The organism is Acidovorax sp. SUPP2539 (assembly GCF_030158975.1).
Classification (GTDB): domain Bacteria; phylum Pseudomonadota; class Gammaproteobacteria; order Burkholderiales; family Burkholderiaceae_C; genus Paracidovorax.
Genome location: NZ_BQXJ01000009.1, coordinates 77,863 through 101,096 on the forward strand (window position 1 = coordinate 77,863; position 23,234 = coordinate 101,096).

Annotated in this window: 22 protein-coding genes and 1 pseudogene; 8 read left to right on the plus strand and 15 right to left on the minus strand. The window is 67.4% G+C overall.

Annotated elements, in window-relative coordinates; genetic code table 11:
* Window positions 1-11: 11 nt before the first annotated feature.
* Window positions 12-1,340, plus strand: coding sequence for a sulfatase family protein (locus AVTE2539_RS24250; RefSeq protein WP_284414648.1), 1,329 nt, complete (start codon window positions 12-14; stop codon window positions 1,338-1,340).
* Window positions 1,341-1,347: 7 nt separating this feature from the next.
* The gene (locus tag AVTE2539_RS24255) at window positions 1,348-2,208 is read left to right on the plus strand and encodes a creatininase family protein (protein WP_284414650.1); all 861 of its coding nucleotides are present in this window, start codon (window positions 1,348-1,350) and stop codon (window positions 2,206-2,208) included.
* Window positions 2,209-2,222: 14 nt separating this feature from the next.
* Here the strand turns inward: AVTE2539_RS24255 and AVTE2539_RS24260 are convergent, their stop codons facing one another.
* Window positions 2,223-2,615 (minus strand): carboxymuconolactone decarboxylase family protein, encoded by a 393-nt coding sequence (locus AVTE2539_RS24260; protein WP_284414653.1) that lies wholly within the window; start codon window positions 2,613-2,615, stop codon window positions 2,223-2,225.
* Window positions 2,616-2,770: 155 nt separating this feature from the next.
* On the opposite strand from AVTE2539_RS24260, the gene AVTE2539_RS24265 reads away from it, so the two are divergent.
* Both AVTE2539_RS24265 and AVTE2539_RS24270 read left to right on the plus strand, forming a co-directional pair.
* Window positions 2,771-3,736: a LysR family transcriptional regulator gene (locus AVTE2539_RS24265; RefSeq protein ID WP_284414655.1), complete on the plus strand. Its 966-nt coding sequence runs from the start codon at window positions 2,771-2,773 to the stop codon at window positions 3,734-3,736.
* A gap of 65 nt (window positions 3,737-3,801) precedes the next feature.
* Window positions 3,802-4,323, plus strand: coding sequence for an HD domain-containing protein (locus AVTE2539_RS24270; protein ID WP_284414657.1), 522 nt, complete (start codon window positions 3,802-3,804; stop codon window positions 4,321-4,323).
* 28 nt (window positions 4,324-4,351) lie between these two features.
* On the opposite strand, the gene AVTE2539_RS24275 is transcribed toward AVTE2539_RS24270, so the two are convergent.
* Window positions 4,352-5,230: an aldo/keto reductase family oxidoreductase gene (locus AVTE2539_RS24275; protein ID WP_284414659.1), complete on the minus strand. Its 879-nt coding sequence runs from the start codon at window positions 5,228-5,230 to the stop codon at window positions 4,352-4,354.
* A 138-nt stretch (window positions 5,231-5,368) separates the two neighbouring features.
* On the opposite strand from AVTE2539_RS24275, the gene AVTE2539_RS24280 reads away from it, so the two are divergent.
* A complete protein-coding gene (locus AVTE2539_RS24280) occupies window positions 5,369-6,271 on the plus strand; it encodes a LysR family transcriptional regulator (RefSeq protein ID WP_284414661.1) in 903 nt (300 codons plus the stop codon).
* A 43-nt stretch (window positions 6,272-6,314) separates the two neighbouring features.
* Here AVTE2539_RS24280 and AVTE2539_RS24285 read toward each other — a convergent pair whose 3' ends face one another.
* The 13 genes and pseudogenes from AVTE2539_RS24285 to AVTE2539_RS24345 form a co-directional block, all read right to left on the minus strand.
* Window positions 6,315-6,986, minus strand: coding sequence for a histidine phosphatase family protein (locus tag AVTE2539_RS24285; protein ID WP_284414664.1), 672 nt, complete (start codon window positions 6,984-6,986; stop codon window positions 6,315-6,317).
* A gap of 141 nt (window positions 6,987-7,127) precedes the next feature.
* A complete protein-coding gene (locus tag AVTE2539_RS24290) occupies window positions 7,128-8,090 on the minus strand; it encodes a hypothetical protein (protein WP_284414666.1) in 963 nt (320 codons plus the stop codon).
* A gap of 172 nt (window positions 8,091-8,262) precedes the next feature.
* On the minus strand, window positions 8,263-9,369 hold the full coding sequence (locus AVTE2539_RS24295; protein ID WP_284414668.1) for a hypothetical protein: 1,107 nt from the start codon (window positions 9,367-9,369) through the stop codon (window positions 8,263-8,265).
* Between the two features lie 3 nt (window positions 9,370-9,372).
* Entirely contained in the window at window positions 9,373-10,464 is a 1,092-nt protein-coding gene (locus AVTE2539_RS24300) for a hypothetical protein (protein WP_284414670.1), read from the minus strand.
* 403 nt (window positions 10,465-10,867) lie between these two features.
* Window positions 10,868-11,824: a threonine dehydratase gene (locus tag AVTE2539_RS24305; RefSeq protein ID WP_284414758.1), complete on the minus strand. Its 957-nt coding sequence runs from the start codon at window positions 11,822-11,824 to the stop codon at window positions 10,868-10,870.
* A gap of 107 nt (window positions 11,825-11,931) precedes the next feature.
* A pseudogene (locus AVTE2539_RS24310) lies at window positions 11,932-12,075 on the minus strand (LysE family translocator); the annotation flags it as partial.
* Complete coding sequence (locus tag AVTE2539_RS24315; protein WP_284407221.1) at window positions 12,075-12,779, minus strand: VOC family protein; 705 nt, start codon at window positions 12,777-12,779, stop codon at window positions 12,075-12,077. The pseudogene AVTE2539_RS24310 and the gene AVTE2539_RS24315, both read right to left, overlap by 1 nt.
* On the minus strand, window positions 12,776-13,651 hold the full coding sequence (locus tag AVTE2539_RS24320) for a PhzF family phenazine biosynthesis protein (protein ID WP_284403000.1): 876 nt from the start codon (window positions 13,649-13,651) through the stop codon (window positions 12,776-12,778). Before AVTE2539_RS24320 ends, AVTE2539_RS24315 begins: the two co-directional genes overlap by 4 nt.
* A gap of 219 nt (window positions 13,652-13,870) precedes the next feature.
* Window positions 13,871-14,737, minus strand: coding sequence for a PhzF family phenazine biosynthesis protein (locus tag AVTE2539_RS24325; protein WP_284414672.1), 867 nt, complete (start codon window positions 14,735-14,737; stop codon window positions 13,871-13,873).
* Between the two features lie 14 nt (window positions 14,738-14,751).
* A complete protein-coding gene (locus tag AVTE2539_RS24330) occupies window positions 14,752-15,372 on the minus strand; it encodes a glutathione S-transferase family protein (RefSeq protein WP_284414674.1) in 621 nt (206 codons plus the stop codon).
* A 3-nt stretch (window positions 15,373-15,375) separates the two neighbouring features.
* Window positions 15,376-16,566 carry an aminotransferase-like domain-containing protein gene (locus AVTE2539_RS24335; RefSeq protein WP_284414676.1) on the minus strand — a complete coding sequence of 397 codons (1,191 nt, stop codon included), beginning with the start codon at window positions 16,564-16,566 and terminating at the stop codon, window positions 15,376-15,378.
* A gap of 109 nt (window positions 16,567-16,675) precedes the next feature.
* The gene (locus AVTE2539_RS24340; protein WP_284414678.1) at window positions 16,676-17,656 is read right to left on the minus strand and encodes a DMT family transporter; all 981 of its coding nucleotides are present in this window, start codon (window positions 17,654-17,656) and stop codon (window positions 16,676-16,678) included.
* A 49-nt stretch (window positions 17,657-17,705) separates the two neighbouring features.
* Window positions 17,706-18,305, minus strand: a complete 600-nt coding sequence (locus AVTE2539_RS24345) for a LysE family translocator (RefSeq protein WP_284407225.1) — start codon at window positions 18,303-18,305, stop codon at window positions 17,706-17,708.
* A gap of 127 nt (window positions 18,306-18,432) precedes the next feature.
* On the opposite strand from AVTE2539_RS24345, the gene AVTE2539_RS24350 reads away from it, so the two are divergent.
* From AVTE2539_RS24350 to AVTE2539_RS24360, 3 genes are all read left to right on the plus strand, one after another.
* Entirely contained in the window at window positions 18,433-19,905 is a 1,473-nt protein-coding gene (locus AVTE2539_RS24350) for an aminotransferase-like domain-containing protein (RefSeq protein ID WP_272566885.1), read from the plus strand.
* A gap of 228 nt (window positions 19,906-20,133) precedes the next feature.
* Window positions 20,134-22,713 (plus strand): type VI secretion system tip protein TssI/VgrG, encoded by a 2,580-nt coding sequence (gene tssI, locus AVTE2539_RS24355; RefSeq protein ID WP_284414681.1) that lies wholly within the window; start codon window positions 20,134-20,136, stop codon window positions 22,711-22,713.
* 57 nt (window positions 22,714-22,770) lie between these two features.
* Window positions 22,771-23,202: a DcrB-related protein gene (locus tag AVTE2539_RS24360; protein ID WP_284407227.1), complete on the plus strand. Its 432-nt coding sequence runs from the start codon at window positions 22,771-22,773 to the stop codon at window positions 23,200-23,202.
* Window positions 23,203-23,234 lie beyond the last annotated feature (32 nt).

Genomic DNA, 23,234 nt, shown 5'->3' on the forward strand with positions numbered 1-23,234 from the left:
GCGACCGGTCCATGACGTCCTCCCGCCCCAATCTGATCTTCATCCTTGCCGACGACCTGGGCTATGCCGACCTGGGCTGCACCGGCGCCCGCGACGCCTACAGCGTGCCCGTGGATGTCTCACCGCGCCTGGACGCGCTGGCGGCCGAAGGCCTGCGATGCACGCGGGGCTATTCCAATTCGGCCGTGTGCTCGCCCACGCGGTTCGCACTGGCCACGGGGCGCTGGCAATACCGCCTGCGCGGCGCGGCCGAGGAGCCGCTGGCCAGCGTGCACGGCGACAAGGTGCTGGGCCTGCCACCCGGCCACCCCACGCTGCCTTCGCTGCTGCGCGACGCGGGCTACGCCACCGCCCTGGTGGGCAAGTGGCACCTGGGCTACCCGCCGCACTTCGGCCCGCGCATGTCCGGCTACGACACGTTCTATGGCTTCCATGCCGGCGGCTCGGACTACTTCGCGCATTGCGACCCGCGCGGCCGCCCGGACTTCTGGGTCAACGAAACCGAGCACACCGAAGACGGCTACCTCACCGACCTGCTCAGCCGCCGGGCGGTGGACTTCGTGCGCGACCAGACGGCGGACCGCCCCTTTCTGCTGAGCCTGCACTACAGCGCGCCCCACTGGCCCTGGCTGACGCGGGACGACCGCGCCGAATCGCTGCGGCTCGCCGGTTTCGGCAAGCACATCGACGGCGGCAGCCTGGAAACCTACCAGCGCATGGTCCACCACATGGACGAAGGCATCGGCTGGGTGCTGGATGCGCTGCAGGAAAAGGGCCTGGCCGAAAACACCCTGATCGTCTTTACCAGCGACAACGGCGGCGAGCGCTATTCCAACAACTGGCCGTTCGTGGGCCAGAAGATGGACCTGCTGGAGGGCGGCATCCGCGTGCCGCTGCTGGCGCGCTGGCCCGCCCGCATCGCCCCGGGCCGCGTGATCGACACGCCCAGCCTCACCATGGACTGGACCGCCACCTTTCTCGACGCGGCCGGCGTGGCCGCCCACCCCGACTACCCGCTGGACGGCACCAGCCTGCTGCCGCTGTTCGACGACCCCGCGTGGAATCCGGAGCGCGACCTGTGCTGGCGCATGAAGCACCGCGAGCAGCGCGCGCTGGTGCGCGGCCGCCACAAGTACCTGCAGGTGGACGGCGTGGAATACCTGTTCGACGTGGTAGCCGATCCGCGCGAGCGCGCCAACCTGCGCGATCGCGAGCCCGCGCGCCTGGCCGAGTTGCGCGCCGCGTGGCAGGCGTGGGATGCAGCGCTTCCCGCGATCCCGCCGGAGGCCAAGGTTTCGCTCGTGTTCACCCGCAACGAATTGCCGCAGGCCACCTTCTGAACCGCCCATGACCTCACCCCGCACCGCTCCCCCGGCCCCGCCTTCCCGCTTCTGGGCCGAATGGTCCGCCCGCGATTTCGCGCAGGCGCAAGCCTCGGGCCGGGCGGCGCAAACCGTCGCCGTGCTGCCGGTGGCGGCCATCGAGCAGCATGGCCCCCACCTGCCGCTGAGCGTGGACGCCGCGCTGCTGCAGGGCGTGATCGATGCCGCGCTGCCGCAACTGCCGGCCGAGGTGCCGGCGCTGTTCCTGCCGCCGCAGAACGTGGGCCTGAGCACCGAGCACACGGCCTATGCCGGCACCCTCACGCTCAAGCCCGCCACGCTCATCGCGCTGTGGACCGAACTGGGCGAATGCGTGGCCCGCGCGGGCGTGAAGAAGCTGCTGCTGCTCAACGGCCACGGTGGCCAGGTGAGCGTGATGGACATCGTGGCGCGCGAGCTGCGCCAGCACTGCGGCCTGCTGGTGTACAGCGCCAGCTGGTTCAGCCTGCCGCTGCCCGAGGCCGTGAGCGCGCAGTTCAGCGCCGAGGAGCACCGCTTCGGCATCCACGGCGGCGAGATCGAGACATCGATGATGCTGCACCTCGCCCCCGGCACCGTGCACATGGCGCAGGCGCAGCACTGGCGCTCCACCTCGCAGGACCGCGCGGAGCGCTACGCCCTCCTGGGCAATGGCAAGAGCGCCAAGATGGGCTGGGCCATGCAGGACTACCACCCGGCCGGCGCGGTGGGCAACGCCGCGGGCGCCACGGCGGAAAAAGGCCGGGCGGTGGTGCAGGCCGCGGCAGCCGCGCTGGTGCAGTTGCTGGGCGAGCTGCACGCGCTGCCGCTCGATACCGTGGTGGACCGGCCCGGGGGCGGAGACTGACGAAGCGCTGGCGATCACGCCAGCGGCAGTGCGATGCCCGATTCCGCGAACACCTCGCGCACGACGGACAGCCCGTTGAGCGCGGCCGGAAAGCCCGCATACGCCGCCATTTGCATCACCACCTCCACGATTTCCTGGGGCTGGCAGCCGACGTGCAGCGCGGCGTGCACATGCACCTTCAACTGCGGCAGCGCATGGCCGAGGGCGCACAGCGCCGCCACCGTGGCCAGCTCGCGCTCGCGCAGGCCCAGCCCTTCGCGGGCATAGATGTCGCCGAACGGAAACTCCAGCAGGTAGCGCGCGAAGTCCGGAAACGACTGGGCCAGCGCCTCGACCACCGCCAGGCCGGCAGGGCCGTCCACGGCGGCCAGCATGCGCCGGCCCCGTTCGTAGCGCCCGGCGCTCATCGGGCGCCGCCCTGGCGCTGCTGCGCGCAGTTCTGGCGGGCGAAAAAATCAGTGAGATAACGGGTCATGGCGGTTCTCGAAAAGTGGATGGAAGCCGCCACTCTAGGGAGGGTTGATCAACCTGGGAATGACCCGATTCGTGATACCTTTTTGGTATGTCGAACCTTCTCGATTCCCGCTCCCTCGCGCTCTTTCTGGCGGTGGCGGACGCCATCAGCTTCCGGCAGGCGGCCGAAACCCTGCACCTGTCCCAGCCGCCGCTGAGCCGGGCCATCCGCGAGCTGGAGGAGCGGCTGGGAACGCGGCTCTTCGACCGCACCACCCAGGGCGTGGCGCTCACCGAGGCCGGGCGCCGGCTGCTGCCCTACGCGCGCCGCGTCGGCCAGTTGCTGCGCGATGCGCAAGCGGCGGTGGCGGCCCAGGGCATGCCGGCCACGCTGCGCCTGGGCCTGACCAGCGCGGTCGAGCCGGCCTGGTTCCGCGGGCTGGCGCAGCGGGTGCAGGTGGCGCAGCCGGGCACCACGGTGTCGGTGGTGTCCGATGCCTCGCCGAAGCTGGTGCGGCAACTGGGCGCTGGCAAACTGGATGCCGCCTTCGTCGCGCTGCCGACGCAGGCCCCCGGGCTCGACGTGCAGGAGCTGGATCGCCTGCCCATGGTCGTAGCGATGCCGTCGTCCCACCCGCTGGCCCGGCGCAGGTCGGTTCGCCTCGCCGACCTGGCGAGCGAGGCGCTCTTTTGGTTCGAGCGCGCGCGCCAGCCCGCGTTCTACGACCACTGCCAGCAGGTGTTTTCGCGCCATGGGTTCGCCGCACCGAAGCTGCGGGAGCCGGCGGACCACCATGTCCTGCTGGCGGAGGTGGCCAGCGGGCGCGGCATGGCGCTGCTGCCCCGGTCGTTCACCGCGCTGCGGCGGCCCGGCGTGGTGTACCGGGCGCTGGCCGAGGGCGAGGCGCTGGCGGTCGGCATCGGGCTGGCGACGCGGGAGGGCCGGCAGCCGCTGCGCGATGTGCTGATCGCGGCGGCGGGTGTGGGCCCTGCGCCGCACCAGCTTGCCCCGCCGCCCTCGGCTGTCGCCAAAGCGCAGCGCGGTGGACCGGGCGCGGCGGCCAGGCGCCGTTGATCGCGCCCATCGTCACCTGGCTGCTGGTTTCTCGGGGGTCGGCTTGCCTGGGTCAGAATGCCCGCATGCCCACTTCCACCGTATCCGAAGCCCGCGCCTACGCGGTCGCCCTGCATGGCGCACAGATGTACGGGCCGCACCCCTATTCGCACCACCTCGACGCCGTGGCCGCTGTCCTCGCGCCCTACGGCGAGGAAGCCCAGGTGATCGGCTACCTGCACGACGTGGTGGAGGACACCCAGGCCACCGTGGCCGACGTGCAGGCCCGCTTCGGCGAACGGGTGGCCGGGTGCGTCGCGCTGCTCACGGACGCGCCGGGGGCGACCCGAAAAGAGCGCAAATCGAAGACCTACGCCAAGCTCGCCGAAGTGACCGGGCCCTTGGAACTGGCGTTGTTGGTGAAGGTAGCGGACCGGCTCTGCAACGTGCGGGCATGCGTGGCGGACGGCCACCGCGCGCTCTGGACGGTCTACCAGGGCGAGCACGCCGTGTTCAAGGCCGCCGCATTTCGCGCGGGGCTTTGCGATGCGCTGTGGACCGAACTGGACGCGCTCTTGGCCGATGGCGCGCTGCCGCAGGGCGCCTGAGGTGGTCGGGCGGCGGCGGCCCGGGCGGTCAACCCGCGGCGCGATCGGCCATGCGGTCCAGGGTCTGCATGGCATCGTCGGGCAACACCAGCGTGGCCGCGGCCAGGTTCTCGCGCAGGTGCGCGACCGACGACGTGCCGGGAATCAGCAGCAGGTGGGGTGAGCGGCGCAGCAGCCACGCGAGCGCGACCTGCATGGTGGTGGCGCCCAGGCGCTGCGCTACTTCTGACAGCGCGGCCGATTGCAGCGGCGAGAAGCCGCCCAGCGGGAAGAACGGCACGTAGGGAATGCCATCGCGCGCCAGGTCGTCGATCAGCGCGTCGTCGTCCCGGTGCACAAGGTTGTAGTGGTTCTGCACACAGGCGATCGCGCAGAGGCGCCGTCCCTCGGCGACCTGGGCCGGCGTCACGTTGCTCAGGCCGATGTGGCGCACCAGGCCCTGACGCTGCAGCTCGGCCAGCGCGCTCAGCGGGGCTTCTATCGATCCTTCGGCCGGGCCGTGCGTGCTGAACATGGCGCGCAGGTTGACCACCTCCAGCACATCCAGGCCGAGGTGGCGCAGGTTGTCGTGCACCGCCTGCCGCAGCGCATCGGGCGAGAGCGCGGGCAGCCACGCCCCCTGCCCGTCGCGCACGGCGCCGATCTTGGTGACGATGACCAGATCGTCCGGGTACGGCGCGAGCGCCTCGCGAATGATCTGGTTGGTGATGTGCGGGCCGTAGAAGTCGCTGGTGTCGATGTGGTTCACACCGCTTTCCACCGCTGTGCGCAACACGGCCACGGCCGCCGCGCGGTCTTTGGGGGGGCCAAAGACACCGGGGCCCGCCAGTTGCATGGCCCCGTAGCCGAGCCGGTGGACGGCGCGGTCGCCGAGGAGGGTGTGGGATGCGGGGGTGGGATGGGGCATGAGGGGCTTTCGTGGAGGAAATGGGGGCGGAACCTGCAGGGTGCCGGTGGGTTTCGCTGGCTGCAGGCCCAGTCTAGGCAGGCCCCCACTGTTTGATAAGCCACCATAATCGGCACAGGCTGTGCGGGGTGCAGAACAATGAACGTGGACCTGGGCGATCTGAATGCTTTCGTGGCGGTGGCGCGGGCCAAGGGCTTTCGCGAAGGCGCCCGCCTGAGCGGCGCGAGCGCCTCCGCCTTGAGCGAGGCGGTGCGCCGGCTGGAGGCGCAGATGGGCGTGCGGCTGCTGCACCGCACGACGCGCAGCGTGGTGCCGACCGAAGCCGGCCAGCGCCTGCTGGAGCGGCTGAGCCCGGCGCTGGCCGAGGTGCAGTCGGCGCTCGACGTGGTGAACGGCTTTCGCGACCGGCCCGTCGGCACGCTCAAGTTGAACGTGCCCGTCAGCGCCTCGCGCCTCGTGCTGCCGTCCATCGTGCCGCGCTTTCTCGCCGCCTATCCGGACATTTCCCTGGAGATCCTCTCGGAGGACGGCTTCGTCGACCTGGTGGCGGCCGGCTGCGATGCGGGCATCCGCTACGACGAGCGGCTGGAGCAGGACATGATCGCCGTGCCCATCGGGCCCCGCGTGCAGCGCTTCGCCGCGGCGGCGGCGCCGGCTTACCTCGATCGCCATGGCCGGCCCGAGCATCCCCGCGACCTGCTGGCGCACCACTGCCTGCGGGGGCGCTTTGCCAGCGGGGCCATGCCGCTGTGGGAGTTCCAGCGCGGCGAGGAGGCCGTGGTGCGCGTCGATGTGACCGGGCGGCTGATCGTGCGGCTCGGCGGGGCGGCCGACCTGGCGGTGGATGCCGCGATCGCCGGCGCCGGCGTGGTGTACCTCTTCGAGGAATGGCTGCGGCCCCACCTGGACAGCGGCGCGCTGGAGCCGGTGCTCGAACCCTGGTGGCTGCGCTTTTCCGGCCCCTTCCTGTACTACCCCGGCCGCCGGCTGGTGCCGGCGCCGCTGCGGGCCTTCGTGGACTTCATTCAGGGCGCGCCCTGAACGCCCCGAGCGCACGCTGCGCGCGGGCGCCGCCCGCATCGGGTCAGGCGTGCGTCACCCAGCTCGCGTGTTCTTCGGTGTCCAGGTGCGGCAGCGTGTTGAACGTCTGCATCATGAGCCGCTTGGGGGCGATGCTGAACTCGGTCACCGCGCTGTTGCGGATGCGCATGTTGAGCGCGATCGTCACCTCGGGCGGCGTGCTCAGCACCTCGCCCACGGCGGTGGAGATCGGCCCGCCGCTGGACACCAGCAGCACGTGGTGGCCCACGTGATGGCGGCGCACGTGCTCCAGCGCCGCGCGGATGCCGCTGGAAAACGCCACCCAGCTGGGCATGCCCGCTGGGCTGATGGTGCCGCCCATCCACTGCGCCAGCGCATCGCACAGCAGCCGGAAGTGGTGCCGGTACAGCTCGGGCGTGTCGGGCCGGGGCAGCGGGTGGGGATGGATGGCGGCGATGAGCGCCGCGCTGTCGTACTCGTTCAGGGCGGGCAGGGCCAGTGGCTGCGGCGTGATCTGCAGGCCCTCGGCGATGCCCTCCAGCGTCTGCACGTGGCGGCGCAGCGTGCCGGTGATCACCGCATCGAAGCGCACGTTGCGGGCCCGCCAGTACTCGCCCAGGCGCACCGCCTGCTCGCGCCCGCGCGGGCTCAGCTGGTCGTAGTCATCCGCGCCAAACGAGGCCTGGCCGTGGCGCACGAGGTAGAGGGTTCCCATGCCGGCGATTCTGGGCGGGGCCTGGGTGCGCCTTTGTCTCGCGGGTGACGAATGCTATTTTTTTGATAGCTATATGCCGGCGTTTTCATTGTGCTGGCGGCCGTTCCGATGCGGGTGTTGCGCAGAATCCGCAGTGGGGCATCAACGGACCGTATCCATCCGATCCAGGAGGTAGCGCAGATCGAACATCAGCGCTCTGGCCGCCAAGCGGTCGAGCGCCGGAGCGGGCGTCGCGCTGCGTTGTGCGGGTGTGCGCGGCAACGCCACCGAAACTTGCGTGTCATCGTCTTCGCCGGCCTTGGCATCCACCAGATCGCGATGGTGATCGGTGCATTCCTTGCGCATCGCCGCGACGGCCGCGCGCGCGGTGGGCTGGTTGTTCATTTCCAATGCGGGAATCAAAACGTCGAACTGGCGGTTGAGTCGTGTGAGCACATCGGCATGGATATGCTCGTATTTCACCCAGGACTGAACGTGTGTTTTTAGCCTGCGAGCCAGTTCCGCGCCGCTATATGGCGTCGGCACGGGAATCACTGGCGCCAGAACAGGGACCAAGACGTAATCCAAATCTTGGATTTCGTCGATTTTCTGATTCCAGTAGGGTGTATCAGGCAGGTTATCCAATCCCCAAGGCTCTGCGGTGGCCCCTGTCAGCTTTGCACGTGCCATGCCGGGCAGTTCTACACGGGTCACGACAAAGCCGTCTTGTGTTCTTCCTGGAGAAATGCCATCCGGATCAGTATCTTTCAAGCCAGTAGTCCAGACGAAACTGGTCTGGCCCACATTCTCGTCAACGCGCAAGTTTCCGCTCCAGCCTGTGGGCGCCTTGATTATTTTGGTCTCAAAATTTCTTTTGGAAATTAATTGATTCCAGTATTGCTGTGTCCATCTGTCATTTTCTGTTTTTGCGTTTGCCGTCACCGCTGGTAAATTTGGTATTGCATATACCAGTGGGATCCCCCAAATCCGGAAGAGATCGATTGCCTGTTTTGCTTCGCGGCTGTTGCTTAGTCGATAACGGTATATATACGCTGATCCGCTATCTCGTACGGCAGACTTGATGCTTGGTTTGATCGCATTCTGTTGAATGTAGGTCTTGTTCACCCACCGCGAAGTTTCTGGGTCTTGGTAGTAGAGCTTCCATGCATTTTGTCGTGTGTCAAAGATCGCGCTGTCCTGCCCATGAACCAAACCAAGGTGAAGTAGTGGAGCCAACGATATTGCCCGAACGAATTGAATAGTCTCCATTGCTATATTTCAAGAAAAATATAGCCAGTCAACGCCCTGAATCCATCCGATCCATCAAATAGCTCAAATCAAAAATCAGTACCCTGGCCGCTAGGCGATCGAGCGCCGGAGCGGGCGTGGCGCTGCGTTGTGCGGGTGTGCTTGGCAACGCGACCGAGGCTTGCGTGTCATCGTCTTCGCCGGCCTTGGCATCCATGAGATCGCGATGGAGATCGGTGCATTCCTTGCGCAGTGCTGCCACAGCTGCACGCGCTGTTGGCTTGTTGTTCATTTCCAGCGCGGGGATCAAGACGTCAAACTGGCGGTTGAGTCGTGCCAGCGTGTCTGTACTCGCATGGCCGTATTTTGGCCAAGTTTGTACATGCGCTTTGAGGCGCCGCGCAAGTTCGCCAGCGTTGTACGGATTGGGGATGGGAATGATGGGGGCTAGAACAGGCACTAACAGATAATCCAGTTCTTCGATTTCATCGACCTTCGCTTTCCAGAACGGAGTGTCTGGCAGTCCATCCAGGCCCCAAGGCTCGGCAATGCGTCCCTGTAGGTAGGTCCGTGCCATGCCGGGTAATTCGACCCTGGATACCGTAAATCCACTCTGCAAGTGTCCTGGCTCTATCCCATAGGAGTCCGTGTCTTTCAACCCCAAAGTCCAGACAAAGCTGGTCTGCCCTGCTTCTTCGTCAACCCGCAGTCCGGCACTCCAGCCCTTTGGCGCTTTGACAATAGTTTGTTCAAAAATTCTCTTGGCGGTCAATTGATCCCAATACTGTTGGGTCCACTTGTCATTCTCTGTTTGCGCACTTGAGGTTATTAGGGGTAAATTCGGAACGTCATAAACCATAGGAATCCCCCAGATGTTAATGATGCTGATATTTTGTTTTGCGCCTCGCTGATTGCGGATGATGTATTTGTAAGTGAGCTGTTTGCCATTTTTTGTAATGCTTGATTGAATAGTCGGGCGAATGGCTGTGCGTGCTTCGTAGGTTCTTTTAACCCATTGAGAGGATTCGGGATCTTGAAAGTAGAGCTTCCACGAATTTAGTGATGCATCATAAACCGCACTGTCTTGAGCGTTGGCTTGGCCTGTGCCTAATGATAGAGTCAGCAAGGTAAGGAGTGTGTATTTAATGATATTCATGATTTAATGTTCCGACTTCCAGCAGCCCGTTTGTTTTTCTAGATAAACATGAAAGTGTGGGGCATTCACGTAGTGATGAAGAAGTGAAAAAGGAAAATTTACTTTTTTGTTTTTGCAAAATTTATCATAAAAGTCATTTTGCTTAGATGCTGAAATCGGGTTGTTAGCACGTGCAAATGAAATGTCTATTTCACGACCTTCTCGATGCCCCGCATGTGGTCCGCGCCAGTTGGACGTGATGTCATAGCGGCCACCCCAAAATAGGCTCGCATCGTTCAATGCCACAGTGCCCCAACCTTCAGCAGCAAAAGAGCCAATCAACCCGAGCAGATTCTGCAACGATTGTTGTGTCAAATAGTATTGATTGTGGTGATACCGCCCATTGCCTTGGTGGGTTTTATCCACACTGGTCAACGCATAAACGAAAGTCCCATCTGCATTCTGGGGCGGATTCGGAGAAATGGGCAGCAGGTCTGGCACCCTGACCTGTATCTCTTTGGAAACCGGGCTGTTGGAGCAAACGGCGCAAGCGACTTGGATCGTATGAATCCCCGCCACTTCGGGGGCTTCGAAGACGATTTTGACTTCCCCATTGGCATCCGTGACGCCCTGGGTTGCGTTCAACAAGCCCTTGGGCCGGGCCACGTCGTGGTGTTCATGCCCGCCAGAATTGGGGGTGACATCGACCGAAAAGCCGAGCGCCACGCCGGACTTGGCGGCGGTGCTGTTGGTGACCTTGGCAATCAAGGTGATTTCGGCAGAACCGCCCGTGGCGGCGGGGCGCGTTTCCGATGGTCCCGACAAAGCGACCAAGGTGGGAAATTGCTGGTAGTAGCACTTATTGATGGCCGCCCAGTAGGGGCCTTCCGTGCCCATTTCCCGGCAGGTATATCCCGTACCAGCCGTCGGTGATGGACTCAATTGGCCATTCCCGCCAATGGTGCAGGCTTCCTGGATGGAGGGGTAGCAACTTCTGCCATCCGATCCCCAACTCCCAACCGTCCACCCTTGCACCGTGATCTGTGCCTGCACCGTGGGAGCCGCCATTGCCACCAGCACCAAAGATAGCGCGCGTCGATGGATTATTTTGCTCAATGTTAATTTTCGGAAAAGTCCCGAAAGTTACCACGACTGGAAGTGATTCCTGCAGCTTATTTGCAACGCTGTAGCCGCGAGCGCAGATTCTCCGGGCTTTTCTTTGCGACCAGATGCAGGCGCCCTGTCAACAGGCCGGCAATCGAACATGCAGCAATTTCTGCAAACCCCTTCACTGCCGTTGAAAAAGAAAAATTGCGACACCGTTTTGAGCGTTTTGGTGACGACAGATTTTTCATTCGCTTCCAGCCGTATGGCGCAGGGCAATTCAAAACCAAACGCTAATTTTTTAATAACGATACGCCGGCATCTTTATTGTGCTGGAGGTTCTTTCCTATCGACATCCCCCCTGATTCATACCTCCTCCCTTCGTGTCGTCCGGTGACTTGGGGGATCGGCTGCGTCACAGCACGCCAGCGAACATCGCTGCATCCACGTTGCCGCCCGTGAGCGCCAGCCCGACGGGCAGGCCGGCGAGCGAGCCGCGTTCCTGCATCGCGGCGGCGAACGCGGCGGCGCCCGCGCCTTCGGCGACGTTGTGCGTGTCGGTGAACAGGGCGCGCATGGCGGCGGCCACTTCGGCGTCGGTCACCTTCACCACGTGGTCCAGGTGCGGCGCCAGGATGGCGAGGGCTGCGGGGTCGGCCACGCGGCAGGCCATGCCGTCCGCCAGTTGCGTGGTGACGGGGGCCTCGACCACGTGGCCGGCGGCGATGGAGTCGGCATACGTGGTGGCATGGGCGCTGACCACGCCGACGATGCGCACGCCGTGGCCCAGCGCGCGCTTGGCCGCGATGGCCGAGCACGCCCCCGACCCCTGGCCGATGGGCACGTAGGCGACCGCCAGCTGCGGCACCGCGCGCAGGAATTCCCACCAGTACGTGGCCACGCCGCGCAGCAGGTCGGCATGGAAGCTGGGGACCATGTGCGCGCCGCGGTCGGCCGCCAGTTGGATGGCGTGTTCGCGCGCCTCCTGGAAGTCGTCGCCATGCTCGATCAAGGTGACGCCCAGGGCGCGCATGGCGGCGTTCTTTTCCACCGAGTTGCCGCGCGGCACGACGATGGTGCAGGCCACGCAGTGGCGGCGCGCGGCCCAGCCCATGCTCTGGCCGTGGTTGCCGCGCGTGGCGCTGACCACCTCGCGCGGCAGCGCGCCGCGCCGGGCGAGCTGGTCGAAGTACGTGAGCCCGCCGCGGATCTTGAACGCGCCCACGGGCGTGTGGTTCTCGTGCTTGAGCCAGCATTCGGTGCCCAGCCGCTCGCTCAGCAGCGCCCAGCGGTACTGGGGCGTGGGGGCGAAGTCCGCGTAGACCACCTGTGCGGCGGCCTCGATGTCGGCGAGCGTGGGGAGTGCGGCCATGGCGTGCAAACCGGCGCTGTCCGTGGCGGGTGCCGATGCGGGAGCGAAGGCGTCGATGGCGGTGGTGGGGGCGTTCATGCGGTGGCTTTCTTTTCGGACAGGATGCGAAGCGCAAGCAGGCCCGCGCGCGGCCCCTGCGTGAGGCTGCGGGACACGCAATAGACCCTGTTGGGCCCGGGCGTGAGCACGAGCACGAGCACCAGCGCGGCGAACGCGAACAGTAGGATGTCCTGGAAGGTGAAGAGAAACATCAGACGGGCTCCTTCGATGCGAGGGTGACGGGGCCGCGGGGCGTGGCCAGCACGGCCTGCAGGCGCGGCGCGGCCCCGGGCGACACAGTCACCTGCGTGCCCAGGCCGAGGGTGGCGCAGGCGCTGGCCAGCGCGGGCGCCTCGGGGTGCTCCAGCCGCAGCGACTGCAGCTGCACGCCGCTGGCGGCGGGCAGGCTGTAGCAGGGATGGCGCTCGCCCCACTGGATCAGCGTGGGCAGGCAGCCGCCCAGCAGGCGCTGGCCGTCCGGCCGCAGGGTGATCTGCCACTGCAGCAGCCCCAGCGGCGTGGGGCGGCTGGCGGTGGCGACTTCGCCCCGGTCCAGCCCGCGCGCGGCCAGCGCCGCATGGGCGGCGGCCACGTCGCGCACCGAGGCCACCCAGTGGATGAGCTGCGGGCCGTCGCGCGCCACGCGCGCCTGCAGAGCGGGGTCGTCCATGTCGAACCAGCGCCGTGTGCCCGCCGCCGGCCCGGGGGCGCCGGGGTTCATGGCGATGATTTCCAGATAGGTGCGCGGGTGCGCCGGGCCGCTGAGGTTGAGCAGGCGGTTGTGCGTGCCCATGAGCGGGTGCTCGCCCCCCATGGCCGGCACCACGCCCAGGGTGCGGCGGCACCAGTCCACGCCGCTGTCCAGGCGGTCGGCCATCACCACGAGATGGTCGATGCAGGCGTCGGGCAGGTTCACAGCCGCACCTCGCCGTTCACGCAGGTGACCGAACCGCCGCCGATCCAGATGCGCTCGCCGTCCTGATGCACGTGCACGCGCCCGGCGCGGCCCATTGCCGTGCCCTGGCTGGCGACGTAGCTGGGCGGTGCCAGGTGCGCGCCGATGAGCCACTGCGCCAGGGCGGCGTTGAGACTGCCCGTCACCGGGTCTTCGGCCAGGCCGTTGTTGCCCGGAAAGAACGCCCGCACCTCGAAGGCGATGCCCTCGTCGGCATGCGCACCGACCACGCCCACCTTGCCGCGCGGCCCCACCACGCCGATGTCCAGCTGGCCGAGGACGGCACTGTCGGGCTGCAGGGCCAGCACCTGCTCGGCACTGGCGAGCATCACGCCGCGCCAGTTCGGGCCGTTGTCGCACCAGGCATGCGCCACGATGTCGCTGCGCTCGATGCGCAGGCCGCGCGCGATCAGGGCCACGTCCTCTTCGGCCAGCGGCCCGCTCTTGAGCAGCGGCGGCGCGGCGAAGGCCAGTCGGTCGCCGTCGCGGCGCAGCGTGATCAGACCCAGCGCGCATTCCTGCACCACCTCGCCCTCGGTGCGCGGCTGGCCGCCGGCCTCCAGCCAGGCGTGGCAACTGCCCAGCGTGGGGTGCCCCGCGAACGGCAGCTCGCGGCCGGGGCAGAAGATGCGCACACGGTAGTCGGCGCCGGCGGCCCGGCCGGCTTCGGTGGGCGGCAGCAGGAACGTGGCCTCGGACAGGTTGGTCCAGTTGGTGAAGTGCTGCATCTGCTCGGTGGACAGGTCCGAGCCGTCGAGCACCACGGCCAGCGGGTTGCCCAGGTAGGGCTGCTGGGTGAACACATCGACTTGCTTGAAAGGGCGTTGGCGCATGGTGTGGGCTTCTTTGCGGGGAGGAAAAAGGCCGGCCGCTGGGCCGGGGGCGATGGAAAACGGGGTGGAAGCGGGTCGGCAGGCCGGCGTTTCGGGCCGCGCGCCCATGCGGCAGCGCGGCGCGGCTGGCGCCGGGACCCATCGACCATTCAAAAAAGGGGGCGGCGCGTCAGCCGGTGGGGATCTGGCGCGGCGGTGCGGTGGCGGGCGGGGCGCAGCTCATAGGCGGGCGGTTCCCTCGATGCAGGTGAGGCTGCGGCCGCCGACCCAGACCTGGCCCTGCGCGTCCTGGCGGATGTGCACACGGCCGGCCCGGCCCAGGCTCTCGCCCTGGGCCACGAGGTAGCTGTGCGGCGCGCGGCCTTCGGCGATGAGCCACTGCGCGAAGCTCGCGTTCAGGCTGCCCGTGACCGGGTCTTCGGGGTTGCCCATGGGCGCGGCGAAGGCGCGCACCACCACGCCGGGCTGCGTGGCATCGTGGGCGTCGGCGCCGACGTGGATCACGCCGACATCCTGGCCCAGGTCCTTGAGCCGGGCGTGGTCGGGCCGCAGGCGGTGCACCGTCTCGGCGCTGTCGAGCACCAGGCCCAGCCAGCGCGGGCCGTTGTCCAGCAGCTGGGCGGCCTCGATCTGCTGCGGCCGGATGCCCAGGGCCCCGGCGATCAGCGGCACCAGCGCGGGGCTGGCATCGCTGCGGCGCAGCGGCGGCGCGGCGAACGCCAGCCGGTCGCCGCTGCGCTGGATGCGCACCAGCCCACCGGCCGACTCCTGCACCACCAGGCCGGCATCGCGCGGCACCTGGCCGGCCTCCAGCCAGGCGTGGCAGGTGCCGAGCGTGGGGTGCCCGGCGAACGGCAGCTCGGCCCCGCGCGGCGTGAAGATGCGCACGCGGTAGTCGGCCCCCGCCGTACGGCCCGCCTCGGTGGGCGGCAGCAGGAAGCTGGTTTCCGACAGGTTGGTCCACGCGGCGAAGCGGCGCATGTCGGCGTCGTCCAGGCCCTGCGCGTCCAGCACCACGGCCAGCGGGTTGCCGTCGCCGGGGCGGTGGCTGAACACGTCGATCTGCTTGAAGGGGCGCTGGCGCATGGCGGGCGATGGGGTCAGGCGAGCGGCTGGTCGATCACGCCGCGTGCGCTGGGGCGCGACAGCAGGCCCTGGTACCAGGCGTCGAGGTGGGTGCGCGCAACGCGCTCCTGCGGCAGGCCCCACCAGCGGTGGATCTCGCAGCCCACCACGATGTCGGCCATGGTGAAGCGCTCGCCGGCCAGGCACGGCTGCTGCGCCAGGTGCGCCTCCAGCCGGTCCAGGAGCGGCTCGGTGGCCGCCACCGACCGCGCGATGGCGGCCGGGTCGCGCTGCGCCTCGGGCGTGCGCACCCACTGCAGGAACGCGTCGCGCCCCGCGGGGTTGAGCGTGGTCTGCTGCCAGTCCATCCACTGCTCGGCCACGAAGCGCGTGCGCAGGTCCTCGGGGTAGAGGGTGCCGCTGGCGTGCTTGGCGCACAGGTAGCGCACGATGGCGTTCGACTCCCACAGCGTGAAGCCGTCGTCCTCGATGAGCGGCACCATGCCGTTCGGGTTGAGCCGCAGGAACTGCGGCTCGCACACGATGCCGAACTGCCCGCCCGCGTCGGTGCGCTGCAGCTCCAGGCCCAGCTCCTGCACGGTCCACACGACCTTGCGCACGTTGATGGACGACAGCCGTCCCCAGAGCCGCAGCATGCGTCAGGCCTTCTGGGCGACGCGCGCCCGGATGGCCGCTGCCAGCGCGCCCACGCCGGTGTTGATCTGCGCGGCGCTGGCCGTCACGAACGACAGGCGCAGGGTGCGCTGGTCGGCGTTGTCGGCATAGAAGGCCGCGCCCGGCACGAAGGCCACGTTGCGGTCCACGGCCTCGGGCAGCAGGTCGATGGCGCTCATGCCTTCGGGCAGGCGCACCCACAGGAACATGCCGCCGTCGGGTTTGTTCCAGTGCACGTCCAGGCCGGCCATCTCGCGCGTGAGCGCCTCCAGCATGGCGTCGCGCTGCTGCTTGTACAGCGCGCGGATGGTGGGCACGTGGCGGCCCAGGAAGCCGTCCTTCATGACCTCGTGCACCATGCGCTGGTTGAACCCCGGGCTGTGCAGGTCGGCCGCCTGCTTGGCCTGCAGCAGCTTGGGGAACACGGCCTTGGGCGCCACGATGAAGCCCAGGCGCAGGCCGGGGGCGAGCACCTTGGAGAACGAGCCCAGATAGATGCAGCCTTCCGGGTTGCGCGCGGTCAGCGGTGCGGGCGGGGGCTGGTCGAACCACAGGTCACCGTAGGGGTTGTCCTCGATCAGCGGCAGGTTCAGCTCGGCGGCCTTGGCCACCAGCACAGCGCGGCGCGCCTCGCTCATGGTGCGGCCGGTGGGGTTCTGGAAATTGGGCAGCACGTACAAGAAGCGCGCCTTGTCGGCACCGCTGCCGGCCTTCAGGGCCAGGTCATCGATCTGCACGCCTTCGTCGTCGCTGGCCACGCTCACCACTTCGGGCTCCATGGGCGCGAAGGCCTGGATCGCGCCGAGGTAGGTGGGCGTTTCCACCAGGATGCGGCTGCCGGCGTCGATCAGCACCTTGGCCACGAGGTCCAGGCCCTGCTGCGAGCCGGTGGTGATCAGCACCTGCTCGACGCTCACGTCCCACGGCAGGAAGTCGGCGACCGCCTGGCGCAGCGGCTGGTAGCCCTCGCTCGCGGCGTATTGCAGGGCCGACTGGCCGTCCTGCGACAGCACGGCGCTGCAGGCCTTGGCGAAGTCGTCGATGGGGAAGGTCTTGGGGGAGGGCAGTCCGCCCGCCAGGCTGATGATGCCGGGCTTCTCGGTCACTTTCAGGATCTCGCGGATCACCGAGGGGTTCATCTTCGCGGCGCGTGCGGCCAGGGTCCAGTTCGTCATTGAGTGCATCTCCAGGGGGCGCTTGTTCTCCGGGGCGCCGGGGTCGTCGTTGAGGAAGCCGTTGTGCGGCGGGTGGCGGGCATGCGGGTGGGCCCGCCGGGGAAAGAGCTTAACCGCGCATCGCGGCGGGTTGGGGGTTCCTGGCGGGGCCTTGTCGCACCGGGGCGCGTCGGCCGACCACCACCGTGGCCATCACCGCGATGCCGAAGCCCAGGCTGACCGCATTGAGCGATTCGCCCAGCAGCGGCACCGAAAACAGCATGCCCAGGAACGGCTGCACCAGCTGCACCTGGCTCACGCGCACCGTGCCGCCGAGCGCCAGGCCCCGGTACCACGCGAAAAACCCCAGCCACATCGAAAACACCGACACATAGGCCAGTGCGCCCCACGCCGATGCCGGCATGGGCGCCGTGGGCCACGACCAGGCCCCCAGCGGCAGCGTGGCGGGCAGCGAGATGACCAGCGCCCAGCAGATCACCGAGCCCGAGGGCATGCGCTGCGACAGCCGCGCGCCGTAGCCGTAACCCACGGCGGCGCACAGCACGGCCGCGAACAGCAGCAGGTCGGCCGGGTGCAGCGACAGGCCTGCGCTGCCCGAGCGCAGCACCGCGAACGCCACCACCATCGCCGTGCCCAGCAGCGCGCACAGCCAAAAGCGCGGCGACGGGCGCTGGCGGTGCAGCAGCGCGCCCACGCCGGCCGTGGCCAGCGGCAGCATGCCGATGATCACGCTGGCATGCACCGCGCCCACGTGGCGCATGGCCAGCGAGGTGAGCAGCGGAAACCCGAACACCACGCCCAGCGCGGTGAAGGCCAGTGGCCGCCAGTCCTCGGGCCGCGGCCAGGGCGCGCGGCGCGCCCACAGCAACAGCGCCGACAGCACCCCCGCGATCGCCGCCCGGCCCATGGCCATGAAGACGCCGGACATCTGCGGCGCCTCGGGCGTGCCCACGGCCAGCCGCGTCATGGGCAGGGTGAAGGCAAAGATGGTGACGCCCAGCAGGCCCCACAGCAGGCCGCGCGTTTCGGGCGACTGCCAGCCGGTGGTGGGGGCGCCGGGGGCGCTCGGCAAGGTGGCGGGGTGCGTCATGGGCAGGGTCCAGTGAAACAAAGGGGGCGCAAGCGGCGGTGGTGGACGGTCATGCGTTCACCATCCAGGCGGCGGTGAGCGCGAGCACCAGCGCCATGGCGCGGTTGAACCACAGCAGCCGCGAGCCCTGGGCGAGCCAGTGGCGCAGCAGCGCGCCCGTGGCGGCATACACCAGGTTGCTGGAGAAGGCGAACACCACCATCACCGGCAGCACCACGCCCAGCCGCGCCAAGGCATCGTCGCGCCCGGCGATCCAGCCGGCCACGATGGTCAGCGCCAGCAGCCAGGCCTTGATGTTGACGAACTGCATCGCCGCGCCTTGCCAGAAGCCCACGTCCATGCGCCCGGCCTGCGCCTGGCCCAGTTGGGCGCTGCGGCTCAGCTTGAAGGCCAGCCACAGCAGGTAGCCGATGCCCAGCACCTTGATGCCCAGGCGCACCGCCGGCACCGCCATCACCAGCGCGCCGACACCGCCCGCGCACACCAGCAGCAGGGCGCTCCAGCCCAGGGGCACCGCCCAGACGAAGCGCATCGCGTGGCGCAGGCCGCGGTTGGCGGCGATCGCCGTGGCCAGCGTGGTGTTGGGACCGGGGCTGAAGCTCATGGCGGTGGCCAGGGCCAGCAGGGCGGTGAATTCGACGAAGGGCATGGGGTGTTGTAGGGGGTGTGGCTTCCAATGTAGGAGCAGATTCCGTTACAGTTGCAATACAGTTATTTCGACAATTTCATGATCTGTATTGGTGTTTGCATCAGCACAGTGAAGGAGCCCACCCGCCATGCTGACCCGCACCGCCCGACGATCCCTGACCGAACAACTGGCCGAGCGCTTCGCCGAACGCATCCGGGCCCGGTTGCTGCCCGCCGGTGCGCGGCTGCCTTCGGTGCGCGAATGCGCTCGGCTGCAGGGCGTGAGCGCGTACACGGTGGTGGCCGCGTACGACCAGCTCCTCGCGCAGGGCCTGGTGGAGGCCCGCAGCCAGCGGGGCTTCTATGTGCGCGATATTGCACAAAAAATGCCTGAAGGACATATTCCACTAGGGCATGGCGCTATAGAAAAAATAGCAAACGACCGCAAATCGTCCCCCGTGCTTTCCCCGCTGCCTTCGGGCTCGTGCGTCAATGCCACGGCGCTGATCCGCGGCATGTTCCACCAGGCCTCCAGCCACCCGCAGCCGGGGGCCGGCGTGTTCCCCCGCGACTGGCTGGAGAACACCTTCATGGGCGCGGCGGTGCGCAAGGTTGCCAGCGGCCGGGCGCTGCAGGACAGCTCGCTGCAGTACGGCGACCCCATGGGCGAGCCCACCCTGCGCGAGGTGCTGGCCCGGCGCCTGCAGGGCTTCGGCGTGCCCGCACAGGCCAGCCAGGTCATCACCACCATGGGCGCCACGCACGCGCTGGACATCGTGAGCCGCACTTTGCTGAAGGCGGGCGACACCGTGATGGTGGAAGAACCCGGCTGGTCGGTGGAGTTCGCGCGGCTCGACGCGCTGGGCATGCGCATCCTGCCGGTGCCGCGCGGCGCCCAGGGCCCCGACCTCGCCGTGATGGAGCGCTACTGCGAGGTGCATGCCCCCAAGCTTTTCGTGAGCGTGAGCGTGTTCCACAACCCCACCGGCTACTGCCTCACGCCGGGCAGCGCACACCAGGTGCTGCAGCTGGCCGGGCGGCACGGCTTTCATATCGTCGAAGACGACACCTACAGCCACATCGCGCCGGAACACGCCACCCGCCTCACGGTGCTGGACGGCCTGGCGCGCACCATCTACGTGAGCGGCTTCGCCAAGATCCTCGCGCCCAACTGGCGCATCGGCTACCTGGCCGCGCCGCCCGACCTGGTGGAGCCGCTGCTGGACACCAAGCTGCTGTCCACGCTGACCACGCCCTCGCTGCTGGAAAAAGCCATGGCCCTGTGCATCGAGCAGGGCATGCTGCGCCGACACAGCGACCGCATGCGCCAGCGGCTGGCCCAGGCCCGTGCGCGCAGCGTGCAGTTGGCGCTGGAGGCCGGCTGCACCTTCGCGGCCGAGCCGGCCGGCATGTTCGGCTGGGTCGAGACGGGCGTGGACACCGACGTGCTGGCCCAGCGCATGCTGGACGAGGGCTACCTGCTCGCGCCGGGCGCGCTGTTCCACGCCAGCCGCCAGCCGTGCACGCTCATGCGCATCAACTTCACCACCACGCAGGACGCGGCGTTCTGGCGCGTGTTCCAGCAGCAGGCGGCGGCCCTGGCCGGGGGCGTGCGGGGGTGACTCCGGGGGAGGCCCGGTGGCCGCCGGGCGGTGCCCCATGGGCCTGGAGATGGGGCGGCCGTCTGTGTGATTTCGTGTGCGTTGCGGCCGAAACGGCCGCAATTGGTTACATCTAGAGGCATTTTCCCGCTGGCGGGGGGATTTCCGGGGGGTGGGATGCGCTCAGCCGCGCACTATCATTCGGCCCATTCCAATCCGACCCACCGGCCCTTCGCGGCCGCTGCACCCATGACACGCCGAGTCACCATCCAGACGCCCCTGGGCGAGCAGTTGCAGTTTCGCCAGCTGCAGGGCAAAGAAGCGCTGAGCGAGCTGTTCTCCTTGGACGTGGACCTGCTGAGCGAGAGCAAATCCATCGACCCCAAGGCCCTGCTGGGCAAGAGCGCCACCATCGTGGTGGAGACCGAAGGGGGCGGCACGCGCTACCTGGACGGCATCGTCACCCGCTTCGGGCTGCAGGGCCAGGACCACCGCTTCTACACCTACAAGGCCCGCCTGAGCCCCTGGCTGTGGCTGGCCACGCGGCAAAGCGACTTCAAGATCTTTCAGAACAAGACCGTGCCCGACATCATCGAGGAGGTGCTCGGCAAGTACGGCTACCCGCTGCAGCGCAAGCTCACCCAGAGCTACCGCACCTGGGACTACTGCGTGCAGTACAACGAGACCGACTGCGCCTTCGTCTCGCGCCTCATGGAGCACGAGGGCATCTACTACTTCCACGAGCACAGCGCTGGCCAGCACGTGCTCACCCTGGCCGACGACATCGTCGCCTCGCACAGCCCGCTCGCGGGCGCCGCCGTCATCCCGTTCTATCCGCCGGAGAAGGCCGCCGTCGCCGACAAGGAGAACATCCACGCCTGGCAGCTGGCGCAGGAGATCAAGCCCGGGCGGCACTACAACGACGACTACGACTTCAAGAAACCCAAGGCCGACCTGTCCAACATGCGCCAGACCCCGCCGGGGCACGCGCACGACAGCCACGAGATCTACGAATGGCCGGGCGGGTACACCGAGTTCGGCGACGGCGAGAACTACGCGCGCTCGCGGCTGCAATCGAGCCTGACCGGGCACAGCACCGTGCGGGGCGAGTCGCGCCACCGGGCGCTGGCGCCCGGCTACACCTTCACCCTAGAGAACCACCCGCGCGAGGACCAGAACCAGCAATACCTGCTGACCGGGCTGGAGTACCACTTCAAGGAAAACCCCCAGGTCAGCGCCGTGGCGCCGGGCACCAAGGGCACGCCGCAGGAGGAGGGCTCGTTCCAGAAGTTCACCCTGCAGGCCCAGCCCACCAGCCTGCCGTATACGCCCGCGCGCACCACCCCGAAGCCCAAGACCACCGGCCCACAGACCGCCGTGGTGGTGGGCCCGCCGGGCGAGGAGATCTGGACCGACCAGTACGGGCGGGTGAAGGTGCAGTTCCACTGGGACCGCATCGGGGCCATGGACGAGAACTCCAGCTGCTGGGTGCGGGTGTCGCACCCCTGGGCGGGGCTGAACTACGGCAGCATCCACATCCCGCGCATCGGGCAGGAAGTCATCGTGGACTTTCTGAACGGCGATCCGGACTACCCCATCATCACCGGGCGGGTGTACAACGGCATCCAGATGCCGCCGTGGAAGCTGCCGGACAACAAGACGCAGTCGGGCACGCTCACGAACTGGAGCAAGGGCGGGGGCGGGGCGAGCATGCTGCGCTTTGAGGACAAGAAGGGCATCGAGCACCTGGAGCTGTCCAACACCTACGGCAACACGTACCTGAACATGGGGTACCTGATGCACCAGGGCAGCGGCTCGCAGCGCGGGTACGGGTTCGAGCTGCGCACGGACCTGTGGGGGTCGATCCGGGCGGACAAGGGGCTGCTGATCACCACGTACCCGCAGGACTTCACCTCCAAGGTGGCGAGCAACAACCCCGATGGGTTCGATCAGCTGGGAGATGGGCTGGCGGGGACTGCGGCGTTGATGGAGGAAGCCGGCCAAGCGGTCAACGCAATGAACAGCGCCATTGGCGCCATCAATGGGCTCAAGACCTCGCACATGATGGAACTGAGCGCAGGCATTGCCGCCATGACCGGGGGCAAAGCGGCAGTCGCCACGCTGTCCAAGGCCTCAGCGGCGCTGTCCGCGTTCAGCGGCGGATCGGGTGGCGACGGCCACGGCGGCGGTGGTGGTGGTGGTGGTCCTGAAATGCTACTGCCTTCCAACACCGACCCGGCAATGCCGCAGGCACAGGCCCTGCGTGAACTGTCAAAGGACATCACCAAGCCGATCGTGTCGATCGTGAGCCCTGAAGGGCATTCGATGATCAGTCCCAAGCCCATTGTCATCAGCTCGGGGCAAAGCGCGTCCATGCATGCCAAAGAGCACATCACGGTGTCCAGCGGTGCACAGCTCACGCAACTGGCCAAGAGCGGCATGCTGATCCACGTGTCCGAAGGCGGCCAGCGCAACACCGTGGCGCAGGGCGATGTGGCGTCGGAAGCCCAGACGGGCAACATGAACCTCACCGCGCAGCACAACATCACCTTGGCCTCCAAAGCCGACACGGCTACCGTGATCGGGAACCAGAACGTCAACGTGCAGGCGACGAGCGACTCCGTGCTTATCAAGGCCGCCAAGCACATCCGTCTGCAGGCCGGGGAAAGCATCACCCTGACCATTGGCGAAGGCGAGGGCCAGGCGTCGATCAAGCTGACCGATCAGGGCGTGGTCGTCATCAAGGGCAAGAACGGTCTGATCGATCTTTCTGAACTATTGGACGTGCACGGCGCGCCCATTCAACTCAATTGCTCATCCGGTGAGTAAGGCGGAACGCCGCCCGCCGATCGATCGCTTTTTCCCCCATAAAACCGAAAGCACCGAATGCAGTTTCATATCCAAGAGGGCACGTTCGAATTGCCCGCAGGCCTTCAGGACAACAGCATGAACATGCTGATGACGGGCACGAGCGGGCTGGACCTGAGCTTGATAGTGACGCGCGACCGCCTCGATGCTGGCGAGAGTTATGGCGCGTTCATGGAGCGCCAGATCAAGTCCGTGACTTTGCAGGTGAAAGATTTCGAAGTCACGGAGAGGCACGAGCAGAAATCTGCAGCTCAGGATGAACTCATCGGGCTGGAGGTTTCGCAGAAGTTCAAGCAAAACGGCCAATGGGTTTATCAGCGCCAGCGCTCGTGGCTGCTGCCGGACAAAGTCCGGGTGCTGGTGTTGACGGCCGCATCGGTGGCGCCTATCACCGACACGCAAATGCAGCGTTGGAAAACCATCTGCGCCAGCTTCCAGCCACGCGATTGAGCCTGCTGTTGGGCAGGGCATCCGTTGCCTTG

What these genes read in the sequence shown, in the direction of transcription:
- AVTE2539_RS24280 (WP_284414661.1), top strand. Translation starts at nt 5,369, where the DNA reads ATGAACGTGGACCTGGGCGATCTGAATGCTTTCGTGGCGGTGGCGCGG.
- AVTE2539_RS24330 (WP_284414674.1), bottom strand. Translation starts at nt 15,372, where the DNA reads ATGCTGCGGCTCTGGGGACGGCTGTCGTCCATCAACGTGCGCAAGGTC.
- AVTE2539_RS24265 (WP_284414655.1), top strand. Translation starts at nt 2,771, where the DNA reads ATGTCGAACCTTCTCGATTCCCGCTCCCTCGCGCTCTTTCTGGCGGTG.
- AVTE2539_RS24350 (WP_272566885.1), top strand. Translation starts at nt 18,433, where the DNA reads ATGCTGACCCGCACCGCCCGACGATCCCTGACCGAACAACTGGCCGAG.
- AVTE2539_RS24325 (WP_284414672.1), bottom strand. Translation starts at nt 14,737, where the DNA reads ATGCGCCAGCGCCCCTTCAAGCAGATCGACGTGTTCAGCCACCGCCCC.
- AVTE2539_RS24360 (WP_284407227.1), top strand. Translation starts at nt 22,771, where the DNA reads ATGCAGTTTCATATCCAAGAGGGCACGTTCGAATTGCCCGCAGGCCTT.
- AVTE2539_RS24275 (WP_284414659.1), bottom strand. Translation starts at nt 5,230, where the DNA reads ATGCCCCATCCCACCCCCGCATCCCACACCCTCCTCGGCGACCGCGCC.
- AVTE2539_RS24340 (WP_284414678.1), bottom strand. Translation starts at nt 17,656, where the DNA reads ATGACGCACCCCGCCACCTTGCCGAGCGCCCCCGGCGCCCCCACCACC.
- AVTE2539_RS24260 (WP_284414653.1), bottom strand. Translation starts at nt 2,615, where the DNA reads ATGAGCGCCGGGCGCTACGAACGGGGCCGGCGCATGCTGGCCGCCGTG.
- AVTE2539_RS24250 (WP_284414648.1), top strand. Translation starts at nt 12, where the DNA reads ATGACGTCCTCCCGCCCCAATCTGATCTTCATCCTTGCCGACGACCTG.
- AVTE2539_RS24295 (WP_284414668.1), bottom strand. Translation starts at nt 9,369, where the DNA reads ATGAATATCATTAAATACACACTCCTTACCTTGCTGACTCTATCATTA.
- AVTE2539_RS24270 (WP_284414657.1), top strand. Translation starts at nt 3,802, where the DNA reads ATGCCCACTTCCACCGTATCCGAAGCCCGCGCCTACGCGGTCGCCCTG.
- AVTE2539_RS24345 (WP_284407225.1), bottom strand. Translation starts at nt 18,305, where the DNA reads ATGCCCTTCGTCGAATTCACCGCCCTGCTGGCCCTGGCCACCGCCATG.
- tssI (WP_284414681.1), top strand. Translation starts at nt 20,134, where the DNA reads ATGACACGCCGAGTCACCATCCAGACGCCCCTGGGCGAGCAGTTGCAG.
- AVTE2539_RS24285 (WP_284414664.1), bottom strand. Translation starts at nt 6,986, where the DNA reads ATGGGAACCCTCTACCTCGTGCGCCACGGCCAGGCCTCGTTTGGCGCG.
- AVTE2539_RS24320 (WP_284403000.1), bottom strand. Translation starts at nt 13,651, where the DNA reads ATGCGCCAACGCCCTTTCAAGCAAGTCGATGTGTTCACCCAGCAGCCC.
- AVTE2539_RS24255 (WP_284414650.1), top strand. Translation starts at nt 1,348, where the DNA reads ATGACCTCACCCCGCACCGCTCCCCCGGCCCCGCCTTCCCGCTTCTGG.
- AVTE2539_RS24335 (WP_284414676.1), bottom strand. Translation starts at nt 16,566, where the DNA reads ATGACGAACTGGACCCTGGCCGCACGCGCCGCGAAGATGAACCCCTCG.
- AVTE2539_RS24305 (WP_284414758.1), bottom strand. Translation starts at nt 11,824, where the DNA reads ATGGCCGCACTCCCCACGCTCGCCGACATCGAGGCCGCCGCACAGGTG.